At 64.3% G+C, this 20,631-nt stretch carries 20 protein-coding genes; 7 read left to right on the top strand and 13 right to left on the bottom strand.

Going from position 1 to position 20,631, the window contains the following annotated elements; genetic code table 11:
• Positions 1-25: 25 nt before the first annotated feature.
• Genes ACIPHN_RS10565 through ACIPHN_RS10550 form a run of 4 tightly spaced genes read right to left on the bottom strand, consistent with a single transcriptional unit; the run spans position 26 to position 4,278 of the window.
• Complete coding sequence (locus tag ACIPHN_RS10565; RefSeq protein WP_400435906.1) at positions 26-793, bottom strand: GolD/DthD family dehydrogenase; 768 nt, start codon at positions 791-793, stop codon at positions 26-28.
• Positions 790-1,779 (bottom strand): substrate-binding domain-containing protein, encoded by a 990-nt coding sequence (locus ACIPHN_RS10560; RefSeq protein ID WP_400436086.1) that lies wholly within the window; start codon positions 1,777-1,779, stop codon positions 790-792. The genes ACIPHN_RS10565 and ACIPHN_RS10560 overlap by 4 nt, the downstream gene beginning before the upstream one ends.
• Positions 1,780-1,813: 34 nt before the next feature.
• Positions 1,814-2,800 (bottom strand): ABC transporter permease, encoded by a 987-nt coding sequence (locus ACIPHN_RS10555; RefSeq protein WP_400435905.1) that lies wholly within the window; start codon positions 2,798-2,800, stop codon positions 1,814-1,816.
• On the bottom strand, positions 2,800-4,278 hold the full coding sequence (locus ACIPHN_RS10550; protein WP_400435903.1) for a sugar ABC transporter ATP-binding protein: 1,479 nt from the start codon (positions 4,276-4,278) through the stop codon (positions 2,800-2,802). The genes ACIPHN_RS10555 and ACIPHN_RS10550 overlap by 1 nt, the downstream gene beginning before the upstream one ends.
• A 297-nt stretch (positions 4,279-4,575) precedes the next feature.
• Between ACIPHN_RS10550 and rpiB the strand changes: the two genes are divergently transcribed.
• Together rpiB and ACIPHN_RS10540 are read left to right on the top strand one after the other, a co-directional pair.
• Positions 4,576-5,037 carry a ribose 5-phosphate isomerase B gene (gene rpiB, locus ACIPHN_RS10545; RefSeq protein ID WP_400435901.1) on the top strand — a complete coding sequence of 154 codons (462 nt, stop codon included), beginning with the start codon at positions 4,576-4,578 and terminating at the stop codon, positions 5,035-5,037.
• A gap of 72 nt (positions 5,038-5,109) precedes the next feature.
• A complete protein-coding gene (locus tag ACIPHN_RS10540; RefSeq protein ID WP_400435899.1) occupies positions 5,110-6,075 on the top strand; it encodes a sugar-binding transcriptional regulator in 966 nt (321 codons plus the stop codon).
• Positions 6,076-6,180: 105 nt separating this feature from the next.
• On the opposite strand, the gene tal is transcribed toward ACIPHN_RS10540, so the two are convergent.
• The 4 genes from tal to pgi form a co-directional block, all read right to left on the bottom strand.
• Positions 6,181-7,116 carry a transaldolase gene (tal, locus tag ACIPHN_RS10535; protein WP_400435897.1) on the bottom strand — a complete coding sequence of 312 codons (936 nt, stop codon included), beginning with the start codon at positions 7,114-7,116 and terminating at the stop codon, positions 6,181-6,183.
• A gap of 108 nt (positions 7,117-7,224) precedes the next feature.
• Entirely contained in the window at positions 7,225-8,079 is an 855-nt protein-coding gene (locus ACIPHN_RS10530) for an SIS domain-containing protein (protein ID WP_034310514.1), read from the bottom strand.
• Positions 8,080-8,103: 24 nt separating this feature from the next.
• Positions 8,104-9,570, bottom strand: coding sequence for a glucose-6-phosphate dehydrogenase (zwf, locus tag ACIPHN_RS10525; RefSeq protein WP_400435896.1), 1,467 nt, complete (start codon positions 9,568-9,570; stop codon positions 8,104-8,106).
• Positions 9,571-9,626: 56 nt separating this feature from the next.
• Positions 9,627-11,279, bottom strand: a complete 1,653-nt coding sequence (gene pgi, locus ACIPHN_RS10520; RefSeq protein ID WP_400435894.1) for a glucose-6-phosphate isomerase — start codon at positions 11,277-11,279, stop codon at positions 9,627-9,629.
• 337 nt (positions 11,280-11,616) lie between these two features.
• Between pgi and edd the strand changes: the two genes are divergently transcribed.
• A complete protein-coding gene (gene edd / locus ACIPHN_RS10515; RefSeq protein WP_400435892.1) occupies positions 11,617-13,488 on the top strand; it encodes a phosphogluconate dehydratase in 1,872 nt (623 codons plus the stop codon).
• Entirely contained in the window at positions 13,485-14,114 is a 630-nt protein-coding gene (locus ACIPHN_RS10510; RefSeq protein WP_400435891.1) for a bifunctional 4-hydroxy-2-oxoglutarate aldolase/2-dehydro-3-deoxy-phosphogluconate aldolase, read from the top strand. The genes edd and ACIPHN_RS10510 overlap by 4 nt, the downstream gene beginning before the upstream one ends.
• 64 nt (positions 14,115-14,178) lie before the next feature.
• Here ACIPHN_RS10510 and ACIPHN_RS10505 read toward each other — a convergent pair whose 3' ends face one another.
• Positions 14,179-15,375 (bottom strand): MFS transporter, encoded by a 1,197-nt coding sequence (locus tag ACIPHN_RS10505; protein ID WP_400435889.1) that lies wholly within the window; start codon positions 15,373-15,375, stop codon positions 14,179-14,181.
• A 189-nt stretch (positions 15,376-15,564) separates the two neighbouring features.
• Between ACIPHN_RS10505 and ACIPHN_RS10500 the strand changes: the two genes are divergently transcribed.
• Entirely contained in the window at positions 15,565-16,011 is a 447-nt protein-coding gene (locus ACIPHN_RS10500; RefSeq protein ID WP_400435887.1) for a winged helix-turn-helix transcriptional regulator, read from the top strand.
• A 57-nt stretch (positions 16,012-16,068) separates the two neighbouring features.
• Here ACIPHN_RS10500 and lgt read toward each other — a convergent pair whose 3' ends face one another.
• Both lgt and ACIPHN_RS10490 read right to left on the bottom strand, forming a co-directional pair.
• Entirely contained in the window at positions 16,069-16,905 is an 837-nt protein-coding gene (gene lgt / locus ACIPHN_RS10495) for a prolipoprotein diacylglyceryl transferase (RefSeq protein WP_400435885.1), read from the bottom strand.
• An 87-nt stretch (positions 16,906-16,992) separates the two neighbouring features.
• On the bottom strand, positions 16,993-17,895 hold the full coding sequence (locus tag ACIPHN_RS10490) for a LysR family transcriptional regulator (RefSeq protein WP_400435883.1): 903 nt from the start codon (positions 17,893-17,895) through the stop codon (positions 16,993-16,995).
• 234 nt (positions 17,896-18,129) lie between these two features.
• Here ACIPHN_RS10490 and ACIPHN_RS10485 point away from each other — a divergent pair, with 234 nt between their 5' ends.
• Both ACIPHN_RS10485 and ACIPHN_RS10480 read left to right on the top strand, forming a co-directional pair.
• Positions 18,130-18,444 (top strand): c-type cytochrome, encoded by a 315-nt coding sequence (locus tag ACIPHN_RS10485; protein ID WP_400435881.1) that lies wholly within the window; start codon positions 18,130-18,132, stop codon positions 18,442-18,444.
• A gap of 59 nt (positions 18,445-18,503) precedes the next feature.
• Positions 18,504-18,725 carry a DNA-binding protein gene (locus ACIPHN_RS10480; protein WP_400435879.1) on the top strand — a complete coding sequence of 74 codons (222 nt, stop codon included), beginning with the start codon at positions 18,504-18,506 and terminating at the stop codon, positions 18,723-18,725.
• Positions 18,726-18,763: 38 nt separating this feature from the next.
• Here ACIPHN_RS10480 and ACIPHN_RS10475 read toward each other — a convergent pair whose 3' ends face one another.
• On the bottom strand, positions 18,764-19,768 hold the full coding sequence (locus ACIPHN_RS10475) for a transketolase family protein (RefSeq protein ID WP_400435877.1): 1,005 nt from the start codon (positions 19,766-19,768) through the stop codon (positions 18,764-18,766).
• Positions 19,765-20,610, bottom strand: coding sequence for a transketolase (locus ACIPHN_RS10470; protein WP_400435876.1), 846 nt, complete (start codon positions 20,608-20,610; stop codon positions 19,765-19,767). The genes ACIPHN_RS10475 and ACIPHN_RS10470 overlap by 4 nt, the downstream gene beginning before the upstream one ends.
• Positions 20,611-20,631 lie beyond the last annotated feature (21 nt).

Raw genomic sequence — 20,631 nt, 5'->3', positions numbered from 1 at the left:
ATCTATCCTTGCAAAGACATGTTGCTCAGGCAGCCGTGTAGCCGCCATCGATGAGGATGTTGTCGCCGGTGATCATGGCGGCATGTTCGCTGGCGAGATAGGCGACGAGCTGGGCAATCTCGGCTGGCTGTGCAAAGCGTCCGACCGGGATGCGGGCGCGCATGACCGCGCCTGCGTTGCCGGCCCAGGCCTGCTTGCCCAGTTCGGTCTCCACCACGGTGGGCGAGATGGCATTGACGGTGATGCCATGGCACGCCCATTCCAGTGCCAGCACCCGGCTTAGCGCCACCAGTGCGGCCTTGCTGGCACAGTAGGCGGCGTGCCGTTCCAGTGCCACCACGCTGGCTTGCGAGGCCAGGTTGACGATGCGGCCGTAGGCTTGCTGGCGCATCAGCGGCAACACCGCCTGGGCGAGCAGGAAGGGCGCCTTGAGATTGATCGCCATGGTGCGGTCCCAGTCGGTCGACGAGGCCTCGGCGGCGGCTTCCAGCAGCGCTACGCCGGCGTTGTTGACCAGGACGTCGATGCGGCCATAGCGCTCCTGGACCTGGCGCACCAGTGCGGCAATGGCGGTCTGCTCACACACATCCATGACCACGGCCAGGTGACGTTGCGCGCCACCGGCCAATCGATCGGGCAGGCCTTCTATCTCGCCGCTGCGGTCCACTAGCACCAGTTGCGCGCCACGATCAGCCAGCAGCTGGCTGGTGGCCAGACCGATCCCGGCGGCGGCGCCGGTGACGATGACGACGCGGGAGCGGTAGTCATCGCCGGCACAGGCGGGCGTACTCATTTCCTGACCTTCTTCAGGAATTCATCGGCGTTTTCGGGCGTGATGGTGGTCCAGGGCACGGTATAGGACTTGGCGGCACCGCCAGCCCAGGGCATCTTGTCGCCATACTCGGCCCAGATGCTCGAACGCGGCTGGTAGGACGGACCCTTGATGGCACGCAGGGCCAGGTCCAGCGCGCCTTGTGCCTGGGCCTGGGCATCCTGGAAGTGGGTCACCATCTCACCACGCTTGACGGCGGCGATGGCGTCAGCGATGCCATCGATACCGACCACCGGGATGCTCCTGGGATCGATGCCCTTGGACTTGATCGCCTGCAATGCGCCCAGTGCCTCGTCATCGTTCTGTGCCAGGACGCCCTTGATCTGGCCGGGATGGGCGGTGAGCCAGTTTTCCATCAGCGCCATCGACTCGGCACGTGACCAGTTGCCGGTCTTGCGGGCCAGTACCTTGACGTCCTTGTGGCGCGCCAGTACTTCATCGTTGCCGCGGGCGCGCTCGATCTGGGCGGATTGACCGATGGGGCCTTCGATCATGACGATGTTGCCACGGCCATCGAGGGACTTCATCAGGGACTCGGCTTCCAGGCGACCGGCCACCACATCGTCATTGCCCACATAGGAAGTCAGCACATCCCCCATGACGCGGGTATTGGAGCCGATCACCGGGATGCCGGCCTTGATCGCCTTCTGTACCGGGGCTGCACCGGCCTTGAGGTCGATCGGTACGAAGATGATGGCGTCGTACTTCTGCAGGATCATGGTGTCGAACTGGTTGCTCTGGGTCAGGGCATCGTAGTTGCCGTCGAAGACGGTCACCTGCACGCTGCCATCCTGCACAGCCGGATGCGCCTTCAACTGCTTGCTCCACATCTGCATGAATTCGCCCTTGAGGCCATAGACGGCCGCGCCGATGCGCAGGGGTTTGTTCTGGGCGGTGGCGGTGGCGGCCACCGCCATCAGGAGCAGGCTGGCCAGGGTTTTCTTGATCATGATTTGTCTCCGGTTTCGTTGTTGTTGGACTTCAGTTCTTCTTGCGCGAGGAATCCAGCAGGACAGCGCCGACGATGATCACGCCCTTGATGACTTGCTGGTAATAGGAAGACACACCGAGCAGGTTGAGCCCGTTGTTGATGACGCCGATCAGCAGCGCCCCCACGACGGTGCCGCCCAGCGTGCCGGTGCCGCCCGAGAGGCTGGTGCCGCCGATGACCACGGCGGCGATGGCATCCAGTTCATAGGACACGCCCGCCTGGGGCAGCGCTGCGGTGGTGCGGGCCGCCAGCAGGACGCCGGCCAATCCGGCCAGCAGGCCGCTGATGACGTAGACCACGAAGAGCACGCGGCGGGTATCGATGCCGCTGGTCTTGGCGCTTTTGATGTTGCCGCCTACCGCATAGATGTAGCGTCCATAGATGGTGAAGCGCAGGACGAACCAGCTCACCCCGATCACCACGCCGAAGATCACGATGGGCAGCGGCACATGCAGGATCTGGCCGCTGCCGATGGCCAGCAGGCCGGCCGGCAGGTCGGAGACCGGCATGCCGTCGTTGTAGATGTAGGTGGCGCCACGCGCGGCGCTCAACATGCCCAGCGTGGCCACGAAGGAGGGGACGGCCATGCGCGCCACCAGTACGCCGCTGATGGCGCCCAGCGCTGCACCCGCGCCCAGCCCGGCTGCCACCGCCAGGGCGGGCGGGTAACCGCCGCCGGTAGCCAGCCATGCGCAGACCATGCCGGAGAAGGCCAGCAGCGCCCCCACCGAAAGGTCGATGCCGCCGGTGAGCACCACGTAGGTCATGCCGATGGCGAGGATGCCGTTGATGGAGGTCTGGCGCAGGATGTCGGTCCAGTTTTCCAGCGTCATGAAATAGGGCGTGGCCAGCGACAGCGCAATGCACAGCGCCACCAGCGCAGCCAGTACGCCGTAGCGCGCACCGGCCAGGCGCAGCGTGGACAGGGAGGGCGCGGCCAGCCGGCCGGCTGTGAGGGCAGAGAGTTTGGTCATCATCATGAGGCCAGGTGGAGGAGTTCTTCTTGGGTGGTGGCGTGCGCATCGACCATGCCGACGATGCGTCCGGACTTGAAGATGGCGATGCGATCGCACAGGTCGAGGATCTCCTGGGCTTCCGATGACACCACCAGGGCCGCGCCACCGTCGGTGACGAAGCGGTCGATCAACTGGTAGACCTCGCGCTTGGCACCTTCATCGATGCCGCGCGTGGGTTCGTCGCACAGGAGGCAGCGTGGCTGGGTCGACAGGCAGCGCGCCAGCACCACTTTCTGCTGGTTGCCACCGCTCATGGAGGACACCGGCAACTGGGTCGAGCTGACCTTGATCTGCAGGCGCTGGATCATCTGCTGTACCAGGTTCTGGACCGGTTTGCGACGGATCAGGGCGAGTTGCGACAGGCGCCGGTAGGCGGCCAGCGCGATGTTGTCCTGGATCGAGGCGCAGAGCACCAGGCCGCTGTCCTTGCGGTCCTCGGTCACCAGTGCCAGGCCGGCGGCAATGCTGGCGGCTGGTCGCCCCGCGGGCAAGGCTTTCCCGAACAGGCTGGTACTGCCGCGCTCGGGGCGCGTGAGGCCATAGAGGCAGTTGAGGTATTCGCTGCGTCCCGAGCCCATCAGGCCGTATATGCCGACCACTTCACCGGCATGCACCTGCAGGGAAATATCCTCGAACTCGGTGGTGCGACTCAGGCCCTGGCTGGTCAGCACCGCTGTGCCGCCCTGGCGCGGCGTGCGCTGCTGATGCTGCAGCGAGCGGCCCACGATGGCCTTGACCAGCGTGGCTCGGTCGATGTCGCCGATGGCGCCGCTCTGGATGAAGCGGCCATCGCGAAAGACCGTGTAGTGGTCAGCGATCTGGAAGATCTCGGACAAGCGATGGGAGACGTAGATGATGCCCGTGCCCTGCGCGGCCACGTTGCGGATGGCGCGAAAGAGCAGCCCGGTCTCGCACTCGCCGATGGCCGAGGTGGGTTCGTCCATGATCATCACGTCACAGTCGTGGCTGAAGGCCTTGGCGATTTCCACCAGTTGCACCTGGGCCAGGCTCAGGTCGCGCATGCGGGCACGGGCGTCGACCTGGAACTGCAGCCGGTCCAGCAGCGCCTGGGCTTGCCGTTGCATGGCACGGGTGTCCACGCAGATGCCGGCGCGGCGGGGTTCGCGGCCGAGGTAGAGGTTTTCGGCCACGCTCATGCCGGGGATGGGGGAGAGCTCCTGGGTGATGATGGCAATGTGATGGCGCAGGGCGTCGGCGGGAGAGTGGAAGTCGACCAGCCGGCCCTTGAGCCGGATCTCTCCGCTGTCGCGCCGCAGCAATCCCATCACGATCCCCAGGAAGGTCGACTTGCCGGCCCCGTTGCCACCGCACAGGGCATGCACGCTGCCACGCGCCAGTTGCAGGCGTCCGTCGATGAGCGCGGCGACCTCGTTGAAGCGCTTGCCTACGCCTTGTGCGTCCAGTAATAGCTCTGCCATGACTGTCTCCATTCATGCGATGAACAAATGTTCATTGATGATTAATTGCTTTGTGGAGATCATCATTGCAAAGAATCTTTTTCATGTCAACGGGCATTTGTTTGGAAATTTAAATAACAAAAAGTCATTTGTTTTTGTCTAATGAGAACCTTTCTGGGCACTTTTGGCGATTTTTTATGGTTTTCATGGCATTTTTCTGCGCCATGCATTAGTCTTTTGTTGAGCAAATGTCCGATGATGATTAAATATTCGGATGAGAGCATCGCCAGAGTGGCGTGCAGACGAGAGGAGCCAAGGATGAAAATAGCGATCGGTTGTGACGAGGCGGCCTACGGGCTCAAGGAAATCATCAAGTCCCATTTGCAGGGGAAGGGCCTTGACGTGGTGGACTTCGGCACCCATGATACGGAGCCCGTGATCTACCCCGATATCGCCTTTGCCGTCGCTGAGCAGCTCAGCCAGGGGGCGTTCGGGCGTGCCATCCTGCTATGCGGGACCGGCATCGGCATGGCCATCTCCGCCAACAAGGTGCCTGGCGTGCGCGCCGCGCAATGTCACGATACCTATTCGGCCGAGCGCGCCAGCAAGAGCAACGATGCGCAAATCATTACCCTGGGGGCGCGCGTGGTCGGGGTGGAGCTGGCCAAGGCGATCGTCGATACCTGGCTGGCCTCGGAGTTTTCAGGTGGGCGTTCCTCGGAGAAGCTGGAGCGCATCAGGGAATATGAATGCAATTTGCACAATATCAGGCGCCCATGAGCGCCGTGCCGCGTGCCATGTGGTCGCTCGTGGCTGGGATGACCGGAACGTGGCAAGCCAAGGGGGGGATCCATGTCGATGGATGAGTTGACTCGCCTAGCCACGCTGTACTACGTCGACGGTCTGACGCAGCAGGAGTTGTCCGAGCGCTTCTCGATTTCGCGCGCCTCGATTGCGCGCATGCTCAAGCGGGCGCAGGACGAGGGCATTGTCGAGATCCGCGTGCGCCACCATCCGGGACTGACCATCGAGCTGGAGCATGCATTGATGCAGCGCTTCGGCATCGAGCGCGCGCTCATCTCGGTCAGCCACAATGACCAGGAGCGGCAGCGCGCCATGCTGGCTGGGCTGGTGGCCAATCACCTCGATCGCAGTCTGACCGATGACAGCATCGTGGCCGTGGGCATTGGCCGCAACATCAATGCCGTCTCGGAGCATGCGCTATCCAATACCCGGCGCAGCGCCACTTTCGTGTGTGCCATCGGTGGCTACTATCGTGGCGGCGAGACGATGAATTCCGACCATATCTGCCGTCGCCTGGCCTCGCGTTTCGGCGGCGAGAGCGAGACCCTGTATGCGCCGGCGCTGGTCGACAGCGCCGCCGTGCGCGACGCCCTGCTGGCCAACGACGCTGTGCGACCGACGCTGGACAAGGCGCGCCGCGCCCATGTCGCACTGATCGGCATCGGCGACATCAACGAAGAAAGCCAGATGGTCAGGATGGGCTGGTTCTCGCCACAGGAAATCACGGAGCTGCGTCGCCAGGGCGCGGTGGGCGACATGATGGGCTATGACTTCATCAACATCCATGGCGAGCCCACCCGTACCGAAACCCATGGGCGGGTGATCGGTCTTTCGCTGGACGACCTGCGCCGCATTCCCGACGTGATCGCGGTGGCCAGCGAGAGCAGCAAGGCCAGCGCCCTGCTGGGTGCGTTGCGCACTGGCACCATCAAGACGCTGGCGACCACGGATACCATCGCACACACGCTGCTCACGCTGGAGGAGGCGACCCGTTCGGGGTCGGCTGCGCGGTAGGAGGGCGAGTGGAAAAGCAACAGGCCGCATCCTCACGGGTGCGGCCTGTTGTTTTTTCCGGCCCGCCGTATCGACAGACCTCCGGATCCATGCCGGTGTGCCGGCTTAACGCAAGCCTTCCACGATCTGTTCCAGCTTGACCGCATCGGCGGCGAACTGGCGGATGCCTTCGGCCAGCTTCTCGGTGGCCATGGCGTCGCCGTTCAAGGCCAGGCGGAAAGCCTTCTCGTCCAGGGGCACGCGGGTGATGTCGGCCGCCGCGGCGGCTTCCTTGTTCAGCTTGCACTCCACCGGGGCATCGGTGTCGGCCAGCTTCTGCAGCAGGTCGGGGCTGATGGTGAGCAGGTCGCAACCGGCCAGTTCCACGATCTGCGAGGTGTTGCGGAAGCTCGCGCCCATCACCTCGGTGGCGTAGCCGAACTTGCGGTAGTAGTTGTACACCGCCTTGACCGATTGCACGCCCGGATCGTCGCTGCCGGTGTATTCCTGGCCGGTGGATTTCTTGTACCAGTCATAGATGCGGCCGACGAAGGGCGAGATCAGTTGCACGCCGGCTTCGGCGCAGGCAATCGCTTGCGGCAGCGAGAACAGCAGGGTCAGGTTGCAGCGGATACCATCCTTTTCCAGCAGCTCGGCGGCGCGGATGCCTTCCCAGGTGGAGGCGATCTTGATGAGCACGCGCTCGCGGGCGATGCCGGCTTCTTCGTACAGGCGGATCAGCTCGCGGCCCTTGGCCACGGTGCCGGCGGTGTCGAAGGACAGGCGCGCATCGGTCTCGGTGGAGACGCGACCCGGGATGATCTTGAGGATTTCCAGGCCGAAGGCGATCAGCAGGCGATCGATGATCTCGTCGGTGCTCTTGCCGGCATTGGCCTTGACCACGGACGCCAGCAGCGGCTGGTACTCGGCCTTCTGGACGGCCTTGAGGATCAGCGAAGGGTTGGTGGTGGCGTCCTGCGGGGCGAAGGCCTTCATCGCCTGGAAGTCGCCGGTGTCGGCCACGATGGTGGTGTACTGCTTCAACTGGTCAAGCTGGCTCATGGGAAGTCCTGTTGCTAAGTTGGAAGAATGTGGGACATCGGCATTGTACGCAATCGTGGTCTCCTGTCTGTCGGCCAATCGCTGATACTTGATCGGGCGCAGCCCCGGTCAGCGGAAGAAGGAGTCGAACTGCATGTCGAACTTCTGCAGCGACTTCTGTGCGTTCTGCATCTTCTTGCGGAATTCCGGCCCCCGTCGCAGCGCCAGTCCCACCGCCAGGATGTCGATCACCACCAGGTGCGCCAGGCGCGCCGAGATGGGCGTGTAGGGATCGATGTTGAAGGACAGGTCGATGGGCACCAGCACGGTGGCCAGTTCGGCCAGCGGAGTGCCGGACGGACCCAGCACGATGATGTCGGCACCGCCCTTGCGGGCTAGCTGGATCGAGCGCAGCAGGGCGGCATTGCCGCCGCGCTGCGAGATCGCCACCACGCAGTCGCCCGCCTTCAGCAGCGAGGCGGCGATGCTGTGGATGTGCGGGTCGGAGTAGGCCACCGTCGGTACGCCCGAGCGGAAGAACTTGTGCTGGGCATCGTTGGCCACGATACCGGAGGTGCCCTGGCCGTAGAACTCGATCTTGTTGGCGCGCGCCAGCACGTCCAGCGCCAGCTGGATGGCATCCGGATTGAGGTGGTTGCGCAGGTCCAGCAGGGTGTTGATGGAGCGGCTGCAGATCTTGTTGACGAGATCTGCAGCCAGGTCGTCCTGGGCCAGTGTCTCGTCGGCGCCGGGCAGGGCCAGCGCCAGGCTTTGCGCCAGCTTCAGCTTGAAGTCATGCCAGCCCTCGTAGCCGATGGCGCGACAGAAGCGGATCACGGTCGGCTCCGACACTTCGGCATTCTTGGCCAGCGCCGTCAGGTTCTCCGCCAGCGCCAGTTGCGGATTGGCGAGGATGGTCGCAGCCACCTTCTTCTCCGACTTGGAGAGGGAGTTGATGTGGGTGCGGATGGAGTCGAGCAGCATGGACATGATGGCCGGGTGAGGGGCTTACACTTCGGGCAGCGCTTCTTCGCGCCACTGCAGGCCGTCGCGGCCGATCAGGGCGCTGGCGGCGGCGGGGCCCCAGGTGCCGGCGTTGTAGGGCACGGGGTCGGCTTCCTGCTGGTCCCAGTGGTTCAGGATCGGTTCCACCCATTCCCAGGCGGCTTCCAGTTCGTCGCTGCGCATGAACAGGGTCAGGTGGCCGCGCAGCACATCCAGCAGCAGGCGTTCGTAGGCGTCCATGCGCGGGGTCTTGAATTTCTCGCGGAAGTCCAGTTCCAGCTCCACCGGGCGCAGGCGCATGCCGTCGCCGGGTTGCTTGGCCATCAGGTTCATGTGCAGGCCTTCGTCGGGCTGCAGGCGGATCACCAGGCAGTTGGGGGTGTCGTTGTGATGCGCGAAGATGGAGTGCGGCACGCTCTTGAAGCGCACCACGATCTCGGCCAGCGAGTCGGCCATGCGCTTGCCGGTACGCAGGTAGAAGGGCACGCCGGCCCAGCGCCAGGTATCGATCTCGGCCTTCACCGCCACATAGGTTTCGGTACGCGATTCGGGATTGGCGTCGGCTTCCTTGCGGTAGCCCGGCACGGCCACGCCATTGACGTGACCGGCGCGGTACTGGCCGCGCACCACGTTCATGGCCAGCGTGGTCGGGGTAAAGCGCTTGAGCGAGCGCAGTACCTTGAGCTTTTCGTCACGCACGGCGTCGGCCGAGTTGGACACGGGCGGCTCCATGGCGACGATACAGAGCAGTTGCAGCAGGTGGTTCTGCAGCATGTCGCGCAGGGCGCCGGAGGTGTCGTAGTAGTCGAAGCGGCCACCCACGCCCAGCTCTTCGGCGATGGTGATCTGCACGTCCGAGATCCATTCGCGGCGCCACAGCGGCTCGAAGAGCACGTTGCCAAAGCGCAGCGCCAGCAGGTTCTGCACCGCTTCCTTGCCGAGGTAGTGGTCGATACGGAAGATCTGCGATTCCTGGAAGTAACGGCCGACCTGGGCGTTGATGTCGCGGGCGCTCTTGAGGTCGCGGCCCAGCGGTTTTTCCAGCACCACGCGCGAGGCCGGCGTGACCAGCCCGGCCTTGGAGAGGTTTTCGCAGATCGAGGCGAACAGGCTGGGCGGCGTGGCCAGGTAGAACACGCGGGCCAGGCCGTCGATGTCGCGCAGGGCGTCCTTGAGGTGATCGAAGCTGCTGCCTTCCTTGGCGTTGACCGAGGCGTATTGCAGGCGGTTGCTGAAACGGTCCCAGACGGCGGCGTCCAGGTTGGCGGCCGGCACGTGGGGTTTGGCGGATTTTTCCACCAGTTGCAGGAATTCCTCGCGGGTCTTCTCGTCACGGCCCAGGCAGACGATGCGCGCGTCGGGCGGCAGGTCGCGGGCGCGGTCGCGGGCATACAGCGCGGGCAGCAGCTTGCGCATCGACAGGTCGCCGGTGCCGCCAAATAAAACCAGATCGAAATCGGAAATAGCCATGGTAGGTAAGGTCTCGGTGTGCGTTATCTACGTTGTGCTGCGATGCGCTGCGGGCATCAGCCCTGTCTTGCCTGTCGCGCCAATGCAATCAGGGCATTGGTGGAGGCATCGTGCAGCGCCGGGTTGGGTTCGCTCTTGAGCTCGCCGTGGATGGTCTTGGCCAGCACCTTGCCCAGTTCCACGCCCCACTGGTCGAAGCTGTTGATGCCCCAGATGGCGCCCTGTACGAAGGTCTTGTGCTCGTAGAGCGCAATCATCGCGCCCAGCGCATGCGGGTTCAGTTCGGGCAGCAGCAGGGTATTGCTGGGACGGTTGCCATCGAAGGTTTTGTGCGGCAGCAGCGCCTGGAGTTCCGCTTCGTCGACGCCCTGCTTTTCCAGGTCGGCGCGCACCTCATCGGCAGCCTTGCCGCGCATGAAGGCCTCGGACTGGGCGAAGCAGTTGGCCAGCAGCACATCCTGGTGCTCGGCAATATGGTGCGAGGGTTTCAGGACAGCAATGAAATCGATGGGCGTGACATCGGTGCCCTGGTGCAACAGCTGGAAGAAGGCGTGCTGGCCGTTGGTACCGACGTCGCCCCAGATGAAGGGACAGGTGGCCACGCCCACGGCCGTGCCGTCACGAGTGATGCGCTTGCCGTTGCTCTCCATGTCGAGCTGTTGCAGGTAGGCCGGGAAGTAGCGCAGCCACTGGTGATAGGGCGCCACCGACAGCGATTCGCTGTTGAAGAAGTTGCGGTTCCAGATACCGATCAGGGCCTGGATGACCGGCATGTTCGATTCCAGCGGGGCTTCGCGGAAGTGGCGGTCCATCGCATGGGCGCCGGCCAGGAAAGCCGAGAAGTGCTCGAAGCCGATCAGCAGCGCAATGGGCAGGCCGATGGCCGACCACACCGAATAGCGGCCACCGACCCAGTCCCAGAAGGGGAACATGTTGTCGGGGTCGATGCCGAAGGCCGTGACCTCGGCGGCATTGGTGGATACCGCCACGAAGTGGCGGGCCAGGTCGGCCTCCTTGCCGTGACGCAAGAACCAGGCGCGCGCCGACTTGGCGTTGAGCATGGTTTCCTGGGTGGTGAAGGTCTTGGAGGCGACGATGAAGAGCGTGGTCTCGGGATCGACGCGCGAGAGCACTTCTTCCAGGTCGTGGCCGTCCACGTTGGAGACGAAATGGGCGTGCAGGCGCGCGTGGCCATAGTCGCGCAGGGCGGTGCAGACCATTTGCGGACCGAGGAAGGAGCCGCCGATGCCGATATTGACGATGTCGGTGATCTCGCGTCCGGTGTGGCCGCGCCAGGCGCCGCTGCGCACGCGCTCGGAGAAATCGCGGATATGGGCCAGGACGGCATGAACGTCTTCGCCCACGCCGTGTCCATCCACCAGGGCGTCACAGGCGCCGGCCGGTGCACGCAGTGCGGTGTGCAGCACGGCGCGATGTTCTGTAAAGTTGATCTTCTCGCCGCGGAACATGGCCTCGCGCAGCGCTTCCACGCCACGCTCGCGGGCCAGGCTCATCAGCAGCGACAGGGTCTCGGACTGGATGCGGTTCTTGGAATAGTCCAGCAGGAGGCCGGCGGCGCGCACATGCATGCGCTCGAAACGCTCGGGTTGCTGCGCGAACAGGTCGCGCATGTGCCAGTCCACGGCCTGGGCGTGATGTTGTTGCAATGCCTTGAAGGCGGCCGTGTCGGTCAGTGCGGTGGTGTGCATGGGTCTGGTGTCGGTTGGCTGTCGTGGCCTGGCAAGCCCTGGCTGCATGTGTCTCCTGCAGCCGGCCGCGATACGTATTCTTGGTGCAACGATGAAACTATACATCAATTGCGAACAGAATGGTAATTTCACTACAGTTTGTGACGCGGCCATGACAAGTCATCGACTTTCCTTGGATGGCCCGCAAACGCAGACTGATAAGGCTTTTAGGCGATTTTTTGTAGGCGCAATGAAAAAACGCGTGCGTCGCGCATGTTGCAGTGCTCTAAGTGTATGATTTCATTCGTTGAAAATTGTGTAGTAAAATTACATTGTTAACGCTAACAGGAAAAAGACAATGCCTCTCAACGCTACCTTAGCCAGCGTCACCCGGCGCATCGCCGAACGTAGCCGTCCTTACCGGACCGCTTATCTCGAACGACTGGAAGCGGCTCGCCGCAAGGGCGCCCAGCGCGGTGCGCTGGCATGTACCAACCTGGCTCACGGCTTTGCGGCCTTCCCGGCCAACGACAAGCTCAAGCTGAAGGAAGACAAGGCGCCGTCGCTGGCCATCGTCTCGGCCTACAACGACATGCTGTCGGCGCACCAGCCGTTCGAGCGCTTCCCGCAGATCCTCAAGGATGCCGCCCGCGAAGCCGGTGCCGTGGCGCAGTTCGCCGGTGGCACGCCGGCCATGTGCGATGGCGTCACCCAGGGCCAGACCGGGATGGAGATGTCGCTGTTCTCGCGTGACACCATCGCCATGGCCGCTGCCGTGGCGCTGTCGCACAACATGTTCGACGCCGCCCTCTACCTGGGCGTGTGCGACAAGATCGTGCCGGGCCTGTTGATCGGGGCGCTGCATTTCGGCCACCTGCCGGCGGTGTTCGTGCCGGCCGGCCCCATGACCAGCGGCATGAGCAATAGCGACAAGGTCAAGATCCGCCAGCTCTACACGGCTGGCAAGATCGGTCGCGCCGAGTTGCTGGAGGCCGAGTCCAAGTCCTATCACGGTGCCGGTACCTGCACCTTCTACGGCACCGCCAACAGCAACCAGATGCTGATGGAAGCCATGGGCCTGCACCTGCCGGGCGCCGCCTTCATCACCCCCAACACCCCGCTGCGCGATGCCCTGACTGCCGAAGCCGCTCGTCAGGCCGCCCGGATCACCGACCTCGGCGCGCAATACACGCCGGTGGGCCGCATGATCGACGAGAAGGCCATCGTCAACGCCATCGTCGCCCTGCACGCCACCGGTGGCTCCACCAACCACACCCTGCACCTGGTGGCCATCGCCAAGGCGGCCGGCATCGTGATCGACTGGGATGACTTCGACAAGCTCTCCGCCGTGGTGCCGCTGGTGACCCGTATCTATCCCAATGGCACGGCCGACGTGAACCACTTCCATGCCGCCGGTGGCACCGGCTTCGTGCTGCGCGAGCTGATCGATGCCGGCCTGATGCATGACGACGTCACCACCATTCTCGGCCAGGGCCTGCGCCAACACTGCAAGGAGCCGATGCTGGCTGCCGAGGGCAAGGATGGTCGCCCCGGCACCGTGACCTGGCAGGATGCGCCGGCCCAGAGTGGCGACGACACCGTGCTGGGCACGGTCGCCAAGCCCTTCTCGGCTGATGGCGGCCTCAAGCTGCTGCAGGGCAACCTGGGTCGTGCCGTCATCAAGATCTCGGCCGTCAAGCACGAGCACCGCGTGGTGGAAGCACCGGCCGTGGTGTTCCACTCGCAGGAAGCCTTCATGGCGGCCTTCAAGGCCGGCGAGCTGGACCGCGATTTCGTTGCCGTGATCACCTTCCAGGGCCCGCGCGCCAATGGCATGCCCGAGCTGCATGCGCTCACGCCGGCGCTGGGCATCCTGCAGGACAAGGGCCGCCACGTGGCGCTGGTCACCGATGGCCGCATGTCGGGCGCATCGGGTAAAGTACCGGCCGCGATCCACGTCACGCCTGAAGTACTGGGCGGTGGCCCCTTGGGCCGCGTGCGCAATGGCGATATCATCCGCCTGGACGCCGAAGCCGGCACCTTGGAAGCCAAGGTAGCGGCTGCCGAGTGGGAAGCACGCAGCCAGGACGTGACCGACCTGTCGGGCAACCAGCACGGCATGGGTCGCGAATTGTTCAGCCTGTTCCGTAACGCGGTAGGCACCGCAGAAGAGGGCGGCGCCACCTTCGGCCTGCCGCCGATTTTTGAGAAAGAGAAAGCATCGGTATGAAGACCACACTGGAAATCATGCGCGCCTCGCCGGTCATCCCGGTGATCGCCATCGACAAGTTCGAACACGCCGTGCCGCTGGCGCGTGCCCTGGTCGCGGGCGGTATCCGCGTGCTGGAAATCACCCTGCGTACCGAGCACGGCCTGCCGGCCATCCGCGCCATCGCCGAGTCGGTGCCGGATGCCATCGTCGGCGTGGGTACCCTGACTTCGCCCGAGGAATTCGTCGCTTCGCGCGATGCGGGTGCGGTCTTCGGCGTCTCGCCCGGCCTGACCCCGGCGCTGATCGAAGCCGCCAAGCGCAGCGGCCTGCCGCTGCTGCCGGGCGTGATGACGCCCTCTGAAGTGATGGCGGCGCGCGAAGCGGGATTCCGTCAACTGAAGCTGTTCCCGGCGGTGCCGGCGGGTGGCATCGGCATGCTCAACGGTATCGCCGGTCCCCTGGCCGATGTGTCGTTCTGCCCCACCGGTGGTATCACGCAAGAGACCGCGCCGCAGTTCCTGGCCTGCAAGAACGTGGTCTGCGTGGGCGGCTCCTGGCTGACCCCGAAGGCGGCCATCGAGGCCGGTGACTGGGACAAGATCACCGAGATCGCCCGCGCGGCCAGCGCCTTGAAGAAGGCCTGAGTTTTCCACAGGCCGGCTGGACAGAAGGGCGGTACCGATGTGATCGGTACCGCCCTTTTTCATGTCACCGTGACCCCGGCTCCGCCCGAACACAGGCGAGCGCCGCCCGGCCTTTGAACGTCATCGCCCAGAACAGCAAGGCCAGCAGGCTCACTGCCGCGCCCAGCGCACACACACCCTGCCATCCGGCATGGGCGTAGGTGAGGGTGGTGCCGATGGCTCCCAGCCAGCTGCCAAGCGCGTAGAACAGCATGTACAGGCCGACCAACCGACTATGCGCCTCGGGCCGGGTACGGAAGATCAGGCTCTGGTTGGTGACGTGCAGCGCCTGTCCTCCCAGGTCCAGCAGGACGATGCCGATCACCATTGCCCACAAGGATGACGCCATCAGCGACAGTGGCCACCAGGCCAGCACGAGCAGCGCCAGTGCCGCCGCGCTGGTGCGCTGGGCGTAACCCCGATCCGCCCACTGCCCGGCGCGCGCGGCGATCAGGGCGCCGATGACGCCGACCAGCCCGAAGGCACCGATGATCGTGTGCGAGAAACCATAGGGCGCTGCGCTCAGCGGCAGCACCAGCGCGCTCCAGAAGATGTTGAACGCGGCGAACATCAACAGCGCCAGCACGCCGCGCACCTGCAATACCTTTTCCTGGCGCAGTAGTGTGAACATGGAGGCGATCAGGCGTGGATAACTCATCGCGCGCTCTACCGGAGGCAGGGCGGGCAAGCGCCGCCATAGCGGAAGGGCTATCGCCAGCATCAGGACCGCAGCGCAGACATACACGCCGCGCCAGCCCACCAGGTCGCTGACGGCACCGGCAAACACACGCGCCAGCAGCAGGCCGATGAAGACGCCGCCTTGCGCCGCTCCCACCACGCGGCCCTGTTCATGGGGCGCAGCCGCGCTGGCGGCATAGGCGATCAGCCCCTGCGTCATCGCCGTACCCAACAGGCCGACGGCCAGCATGCCTGCCAGCAGGGCAGGCGCGGACCGGGTCAGGCCGACGGCGGCCAGCGCAGCCGCCAGTGCCAGCAGTTGCGCCGCCATCAGGCGACGGCGATCCATCCGGTCCCCCAATGGCACCAGCAGTAGCAGGGCCAGCGCGCAGCCGGTCTGCGTGGCCGTGATGACGCCGCCGACGGCTGCATGGCTGATGTTGAAGTCCCGCGCCAGCGCATCCAGCAGGGGCTGGGCGTAATAGACGTTCGCCACGCTCAGGCCACTGGCGATGGCGAACAGCCACACCAGGCTGCGGGGCATGCCCGGTGGTTGTGCTTGTCTCTGCGTTTCCTCTGGCGATGAGGATGAGGTGGGAGATGGCTTCATGATCTCGGGTCCATTCAATCTGGTTTCAAAATGAAACTTGTTGAATGCTAGGCGATGAAGTTTTAAAATGCAACTGGATAATTTGTCCCCGTACTTGTCTTCGTTCGCCCACCAGGAAACCCCATGCCGTCGCGCCTGCCCATGAATAACGAAGCCTGTCCCGTTGCCCGATCCGTCGATCTGATCGGCGATCGCTGGTCGCTGCTGATCGTGCGCGATGCCTTCGACGGTGTGCGCCGTTTCGGTGATTTCCAGCGCAGCCTGGGCGTGGCCCGCAACATCCTCAGCGACCGGCTGCGCAAGCTGGTCGATGCGGGCATCCTGGAAACGCAGGATGCATCCGATGGCACGGCCTATCAGGAGTATGTGTTGACTGGGGAGGGGGAAAGCCTGTTTCCCGTCGTGGTGGCGTTGCGCCAATGGGGAGAACAGCACCTGTTCGAGCGTGGCGAGCGCCACTCGGTGCTGGTGGACAAGCGCACCGGCAAGCCGATTCCCTTCATGGCGCCTACCGCCAGGGATGGCACTACGCTGCTGCCGGCCGCTACCGAGGTGCGGAAAGTGATCTGAGCCGAGACCCGGTCTGCCAGCGTGGGCTGGCAGGCCGTGCTCATGAGCAAGCCGGGATTACTTCTTGCCGGCCAGCGCAGGTTCCGACGGCGCCTGCGCCTGCTGCCTGAGCTTGTAGGCCAGCACCAGCAGGATGATGCCCAGCACGATCATCGGCACCGACAGCATCTGCCCGGCCGAGATGGTGATGCTGCCGAAATGCACGTCGTAGTCCGGCACCCGGAAATACTCGGTGAAGAAGCGCGCGCAGCCATACAGCAGCGAGAACATGCCAGCCACCGCCATGCGCGGGCGGGAGTGGCGCGAGAAGATCCACAGGATGATGAACAGCAGGATGCCATCGACCAGCATCTGGTAGATCGGCGAGGGATGGCGCGGGATGTTGTCCACATTGGGCCAGATCATGGCCCAGGGCAGCGAGGGATCGGCCGGGCGGCCCGGCAGTTCGGCGTTGATGAAGTTGCCCAGGCGGCCGGCGGCATAGCCCAGCGGCACCATCGGGGCGATGAAATCCATGATGTCCATCAGGTTGCGGCCGCGCTTGCGGCCCCACAGGTACATCGCCAGCATCACGCCCAGGAAACCGCCGTGGAAGGACATGCCGCCCTTCCAGACCGCGATCATGTCCGCCGGATGGGCGAAGTAGTAGGCCGGGTTGTAGAACAGGATCTCGCCGATGCGCCCGCCCAGCACCACCCCCAGCACGCCGTAGAAGAGCATGTCGTCCAGGTCTTCCTTCTTCCAGCCGACGGCGGCGATATGCGGTTGCTTGATGCGCAGGCGGCCCAGCGCGATGAACTGGGCGAAGGCCAGCAGGTACATCAGGCCATACCAGTGGACGGCCAGAGGCCCGATCTGCACGGCGATCGGGTTGGGCATGGGGTGGACGAGCATGAGTTTGATCTTTCTGTTGTAGGGCAAACGGCACTTGGAGCGCGGCCGGAGGCACAAGTTCTTGTCCGCGATTTGTCAGGATAGCGCTCAGGCCGGGTCGTCGAGCAGCTCCAGCAGCGCCCGCAGTACGCTGGAGGTGCTGTCGCGCCGCCAGGCCAGGCCGGTCTGGATTTCCGGCGCCGGGTCGCTCAAGCGGCGGTAGTCGACACCCGGGCGCTTCAGGTTCGACACGGATTGTGGCACAAGCGCCATGCCCATGCCAGCCGACACCAGGCCGACGATGGTTTGCATCTGGATGGCTTCCTGGCCGATATGGGGCGTCACGCCCGCATCGCGAAAGCAGGACAGGATGGTGTCATGGAAGGCTGGCGAGATACGGCGCGGGAAGATGATCAGCGGCAGCTCGCGCAGGCTCTTCAGGGAGACCGGGCCGGGCTTCTTGACGGTGCCCTCGGGCAGGGCCGCGATCAGCGGCTCCGACAGTACCGGGCGCACATCCAGCAGGGCGGCAGCCTTTTCGGGCAGGGGCGGCAGCAGCAGGCCGGCATCGATCTTGCCCTGCATCAGGTCTTCCAGCTGGATGTCGGTGGTAGCCTCGCGCAGCTCGATCTGCACCTGCGGGTAGCGGGCGCGGAAGCGCTGCAGCAGCGGCGGCAGGATGCTGTAGTCGGCACTGGAGATGAAGGATAGCGACAGCAGGCCCGAGGCCCCGCTGGCGGCGCGGCGCGCCAGGTCGGGCAGGGCGGCGGCTTGTTGCAGGATGCGTTGTGCTTCTGGCAACAATGCGGCACCGGCGGCCGTCAGGGCCACGCTGCGCTTGGTGCGGTGGAACAGGGGCGTGCCCAGCAGGTCTTCCAGCGCGGCGATGGTCTGCGACAGCGGCGGCTGGGTCATGTGCAGGCGGGCGGCGGCGCGGCCGAAATGTTTTTCCTCGGCAACGGCGGCGAAGTAGCGCAGCTGGCGCAGTTCCAGGCGGGGTTGGTCGGACATGGATTGATATCGATTCCGAATGAGTCGGGTGCCAATGATATCCCCGGCGCACAGTCGGCGGCAAGGAGGGATGGGGTACGAGGTGTTTCTGTCATGGAATTTGATCTATGACAGTTATACGCAAGGACAGATATGGGAGTCAGGTTGAAGCCGGGTAGAATGGCTGCGCCTGTAAAGCGCCTTGACAAGTGTTGCAGCAGGCGATTGTCGTCCACCGCACGCTGAGGAGCCCCCATGAAATACCTGTTGTTGATCGCCACCCTGGTGGCCGGTTCGGCCATTTCTGCCGAAGCCATGGCCAATGAGCAACTGGCCAAGTCCAAGAATTGCATGGCCTGCCACTCGGTGGATGCCAAGATCGTCGGTCCCGCCTACAAGGATGTGGCCAAGAAGTACGCCGGCCAGAAGGATGCCGAAGCCAAGCTGGTCAAGAAGGTGCTTGAAGGCGGCAGCGGCGTCTGGGGCGCAGTCCCGATGCCGGCCAACAAGGCCCAGGTGACCGAAGCCGAAGCCCACCAGCTGGTGAAGTGGGTGCTGAGCCTGAAGTGAGCGGCCAGCGCAGCATGAAAAAAGGAGACCTGGGTCTCCTTTTTTTATGACGGATGTCTATGAACTTTGAAGCACAAACCAGGAAATGGATGACCATGACAGAGCGCATACGGGCTGCCGATCTTCCAGTCTTTGATTCGGTACGGTATCTCGACAGCGAGGAAGCCATTACGGCCTATCTTGCGGATATCCGTGCTGCCAATGACCCAGAATTGCTGGCTGCCGCGCTCAAGGACGTCGCGCGAGCGCGGCGGGCCAGTGTCGCCGTCCAGTTTCCTTAGCAGGAATCTCAGGATAGCGACCATCGCTTGGCCCGGGCTTACTTCAACCACTCCCTGATCCGCCGGCTCAACACCTCGCAGCTGATCCCATAGCGGTCATGCAGGGTCGGCAGTGCGCCCGCGTCGAGGAAGGCGTCGGGCAGGCCGGCCATCTGGAAGCCGGCCGGCTGCACGCGATGGCGCATGAGGGTGCTGGCGACGATCTCGCCCAGGCCACCGATGACCGAGTGGTTCTCGGCCACCACCACCAGGCGGTTCTTCTTCTTGACCTGTTCGATCGCGGTCGCTTCGTCAAAGGGCTTGATGGTCGGGCAGTGCAGCACGCCCACGCTGACATTGTCGGCTTCCAGCGCCTTGGCCACTTCCAGCGCGCGCATGGTCATGAAGCCGCTGGAGATGATCAGCACATCGTTGCCGTCGCGGATTTCCTTGGCGCGGCCCAGTTCAAACTTGTAGTCGTATTCATCCAGCACCAGCGGCACATTGCCACGTGCCAGGCGCATGTAGACCGGGCCCTGGTGGGCGGCGATCTGGGGCACGGCCTGCTCCAGATCCAGCGCATCGCAGGGATCGACGATGGTCATGCCGGGAATGGCGCGCATCATCGCCAGGTCTTCCGTGGCCTGGTGGCTGGGGCCGTAACCGGTGGTCAGGCCCGGCAGGGCGCAGCAGATCTTGACGTTCAGGTTTTCCTCGGCAATCACCTGGTGGATGAAGTCGTAGGCGCGCCGGGTGGCAAATACCGCATAGGTGGTGGCAAAGGGGACCAGGCCTTCCTTGGCCATGCCGCCGGCGGTGGCCATCAGCAACTGCTCGGCCATGCCCATCTGGAAGAAGCGCTCCGGATAGGCCTTCTGGAACAGGTGCAGGTCGGTGTACTTGGCCAGGTCGGCGGTGAGGCCGACGATCTCGGGACGGTCAGCGGCATATTCCACCAGTGCCTTGCCGAACGGCGCGGCCTGCACGCGCTGGCCTTCGCCGGCGATGGAGGCGATCATGGCCGAGGTGGTCAGGCGCGGTTTCTTTTCTGCGACGGTGTTCATGCTTGGCTTCCTTGTTGATAAGACTGGTCGAGGATGGACAGGGCTTGCTGCCACTCGGGCGGATCGACGCGGATGAAGTGGTTCTTTTCGCGCTGCTCCAGGAAGGGCACACCACGGCCCATCAGGGTATCGAACAGGATCACGCGCGGCTTGGCTTCCTGCAGGTTGCGCGCGTTGTCGAAGGCCTGCACCACGGCCTCCAGGTCATTGCCGTCGACCCGTTGCACATGCCAGCCGAAGGAAGTCCATTTGTCGGCCAGCGGCTCGAATCCCATGATCTTGCTGGAGGGGCCGTCAGCCTGCTGGTTGTTGATGTCGACCAGGCAGATCAGGTTGCCCAGCTGGTGGTGGGCCGCGCCCATGGCGGCTTCCCAGGTGGAGCCTTCGTCCAGCTCACCGTCGGACATGGAGTTGTAGACGAAGGCCGGGTTGTTGTTGTAGCGCAGGCCCAGTGCCATGCCCACGCCGATGGCCAGTCCCTGGCCGAGCGAACCGCCGGAGATTTCCATGCCCGGCGTATAGGTCGCCATGCCCGACATGGGCAGGCGGCTATCGTCGCTGCCATAGGATTCCAGTTCTTCGTCGGGAATGACGCCGGCTTCGATCAGGGCCGCATAGAGGGCGATGGCATAGTGACCGTGCGAGAGCAGGAAGCGGTCGCGGCCGCTCCATTCGGGGTCTTGCGGGTGCAGTTGCATGGCGTGCTTGAAGGCCACGGCCAGCACGTCGGCCCAGCCCAGCGCCTGGCCGATATAGCCTTGGCCCTGGACCTCGCCCATGCGCACGGCATTGCGGCGGATTCGGTATGCGCTGGCGCGCAGGTTTGCCAGATTGTCAGACATTGCGATTCCTTGCTTGGAGTG

It is taken from the genome of Herbaspirillum sp. NPDC087042, from assembly GCF_044745245.1.
GTDB lineage: Bacteria > Pseudomonadota > Gammaproteobacteria > Burkholderiales > Burkholderiaceae_D > Herbaspirillum.
This window is presented reverse-complemented; position numbering and strand designations above follow the sequence as displayed.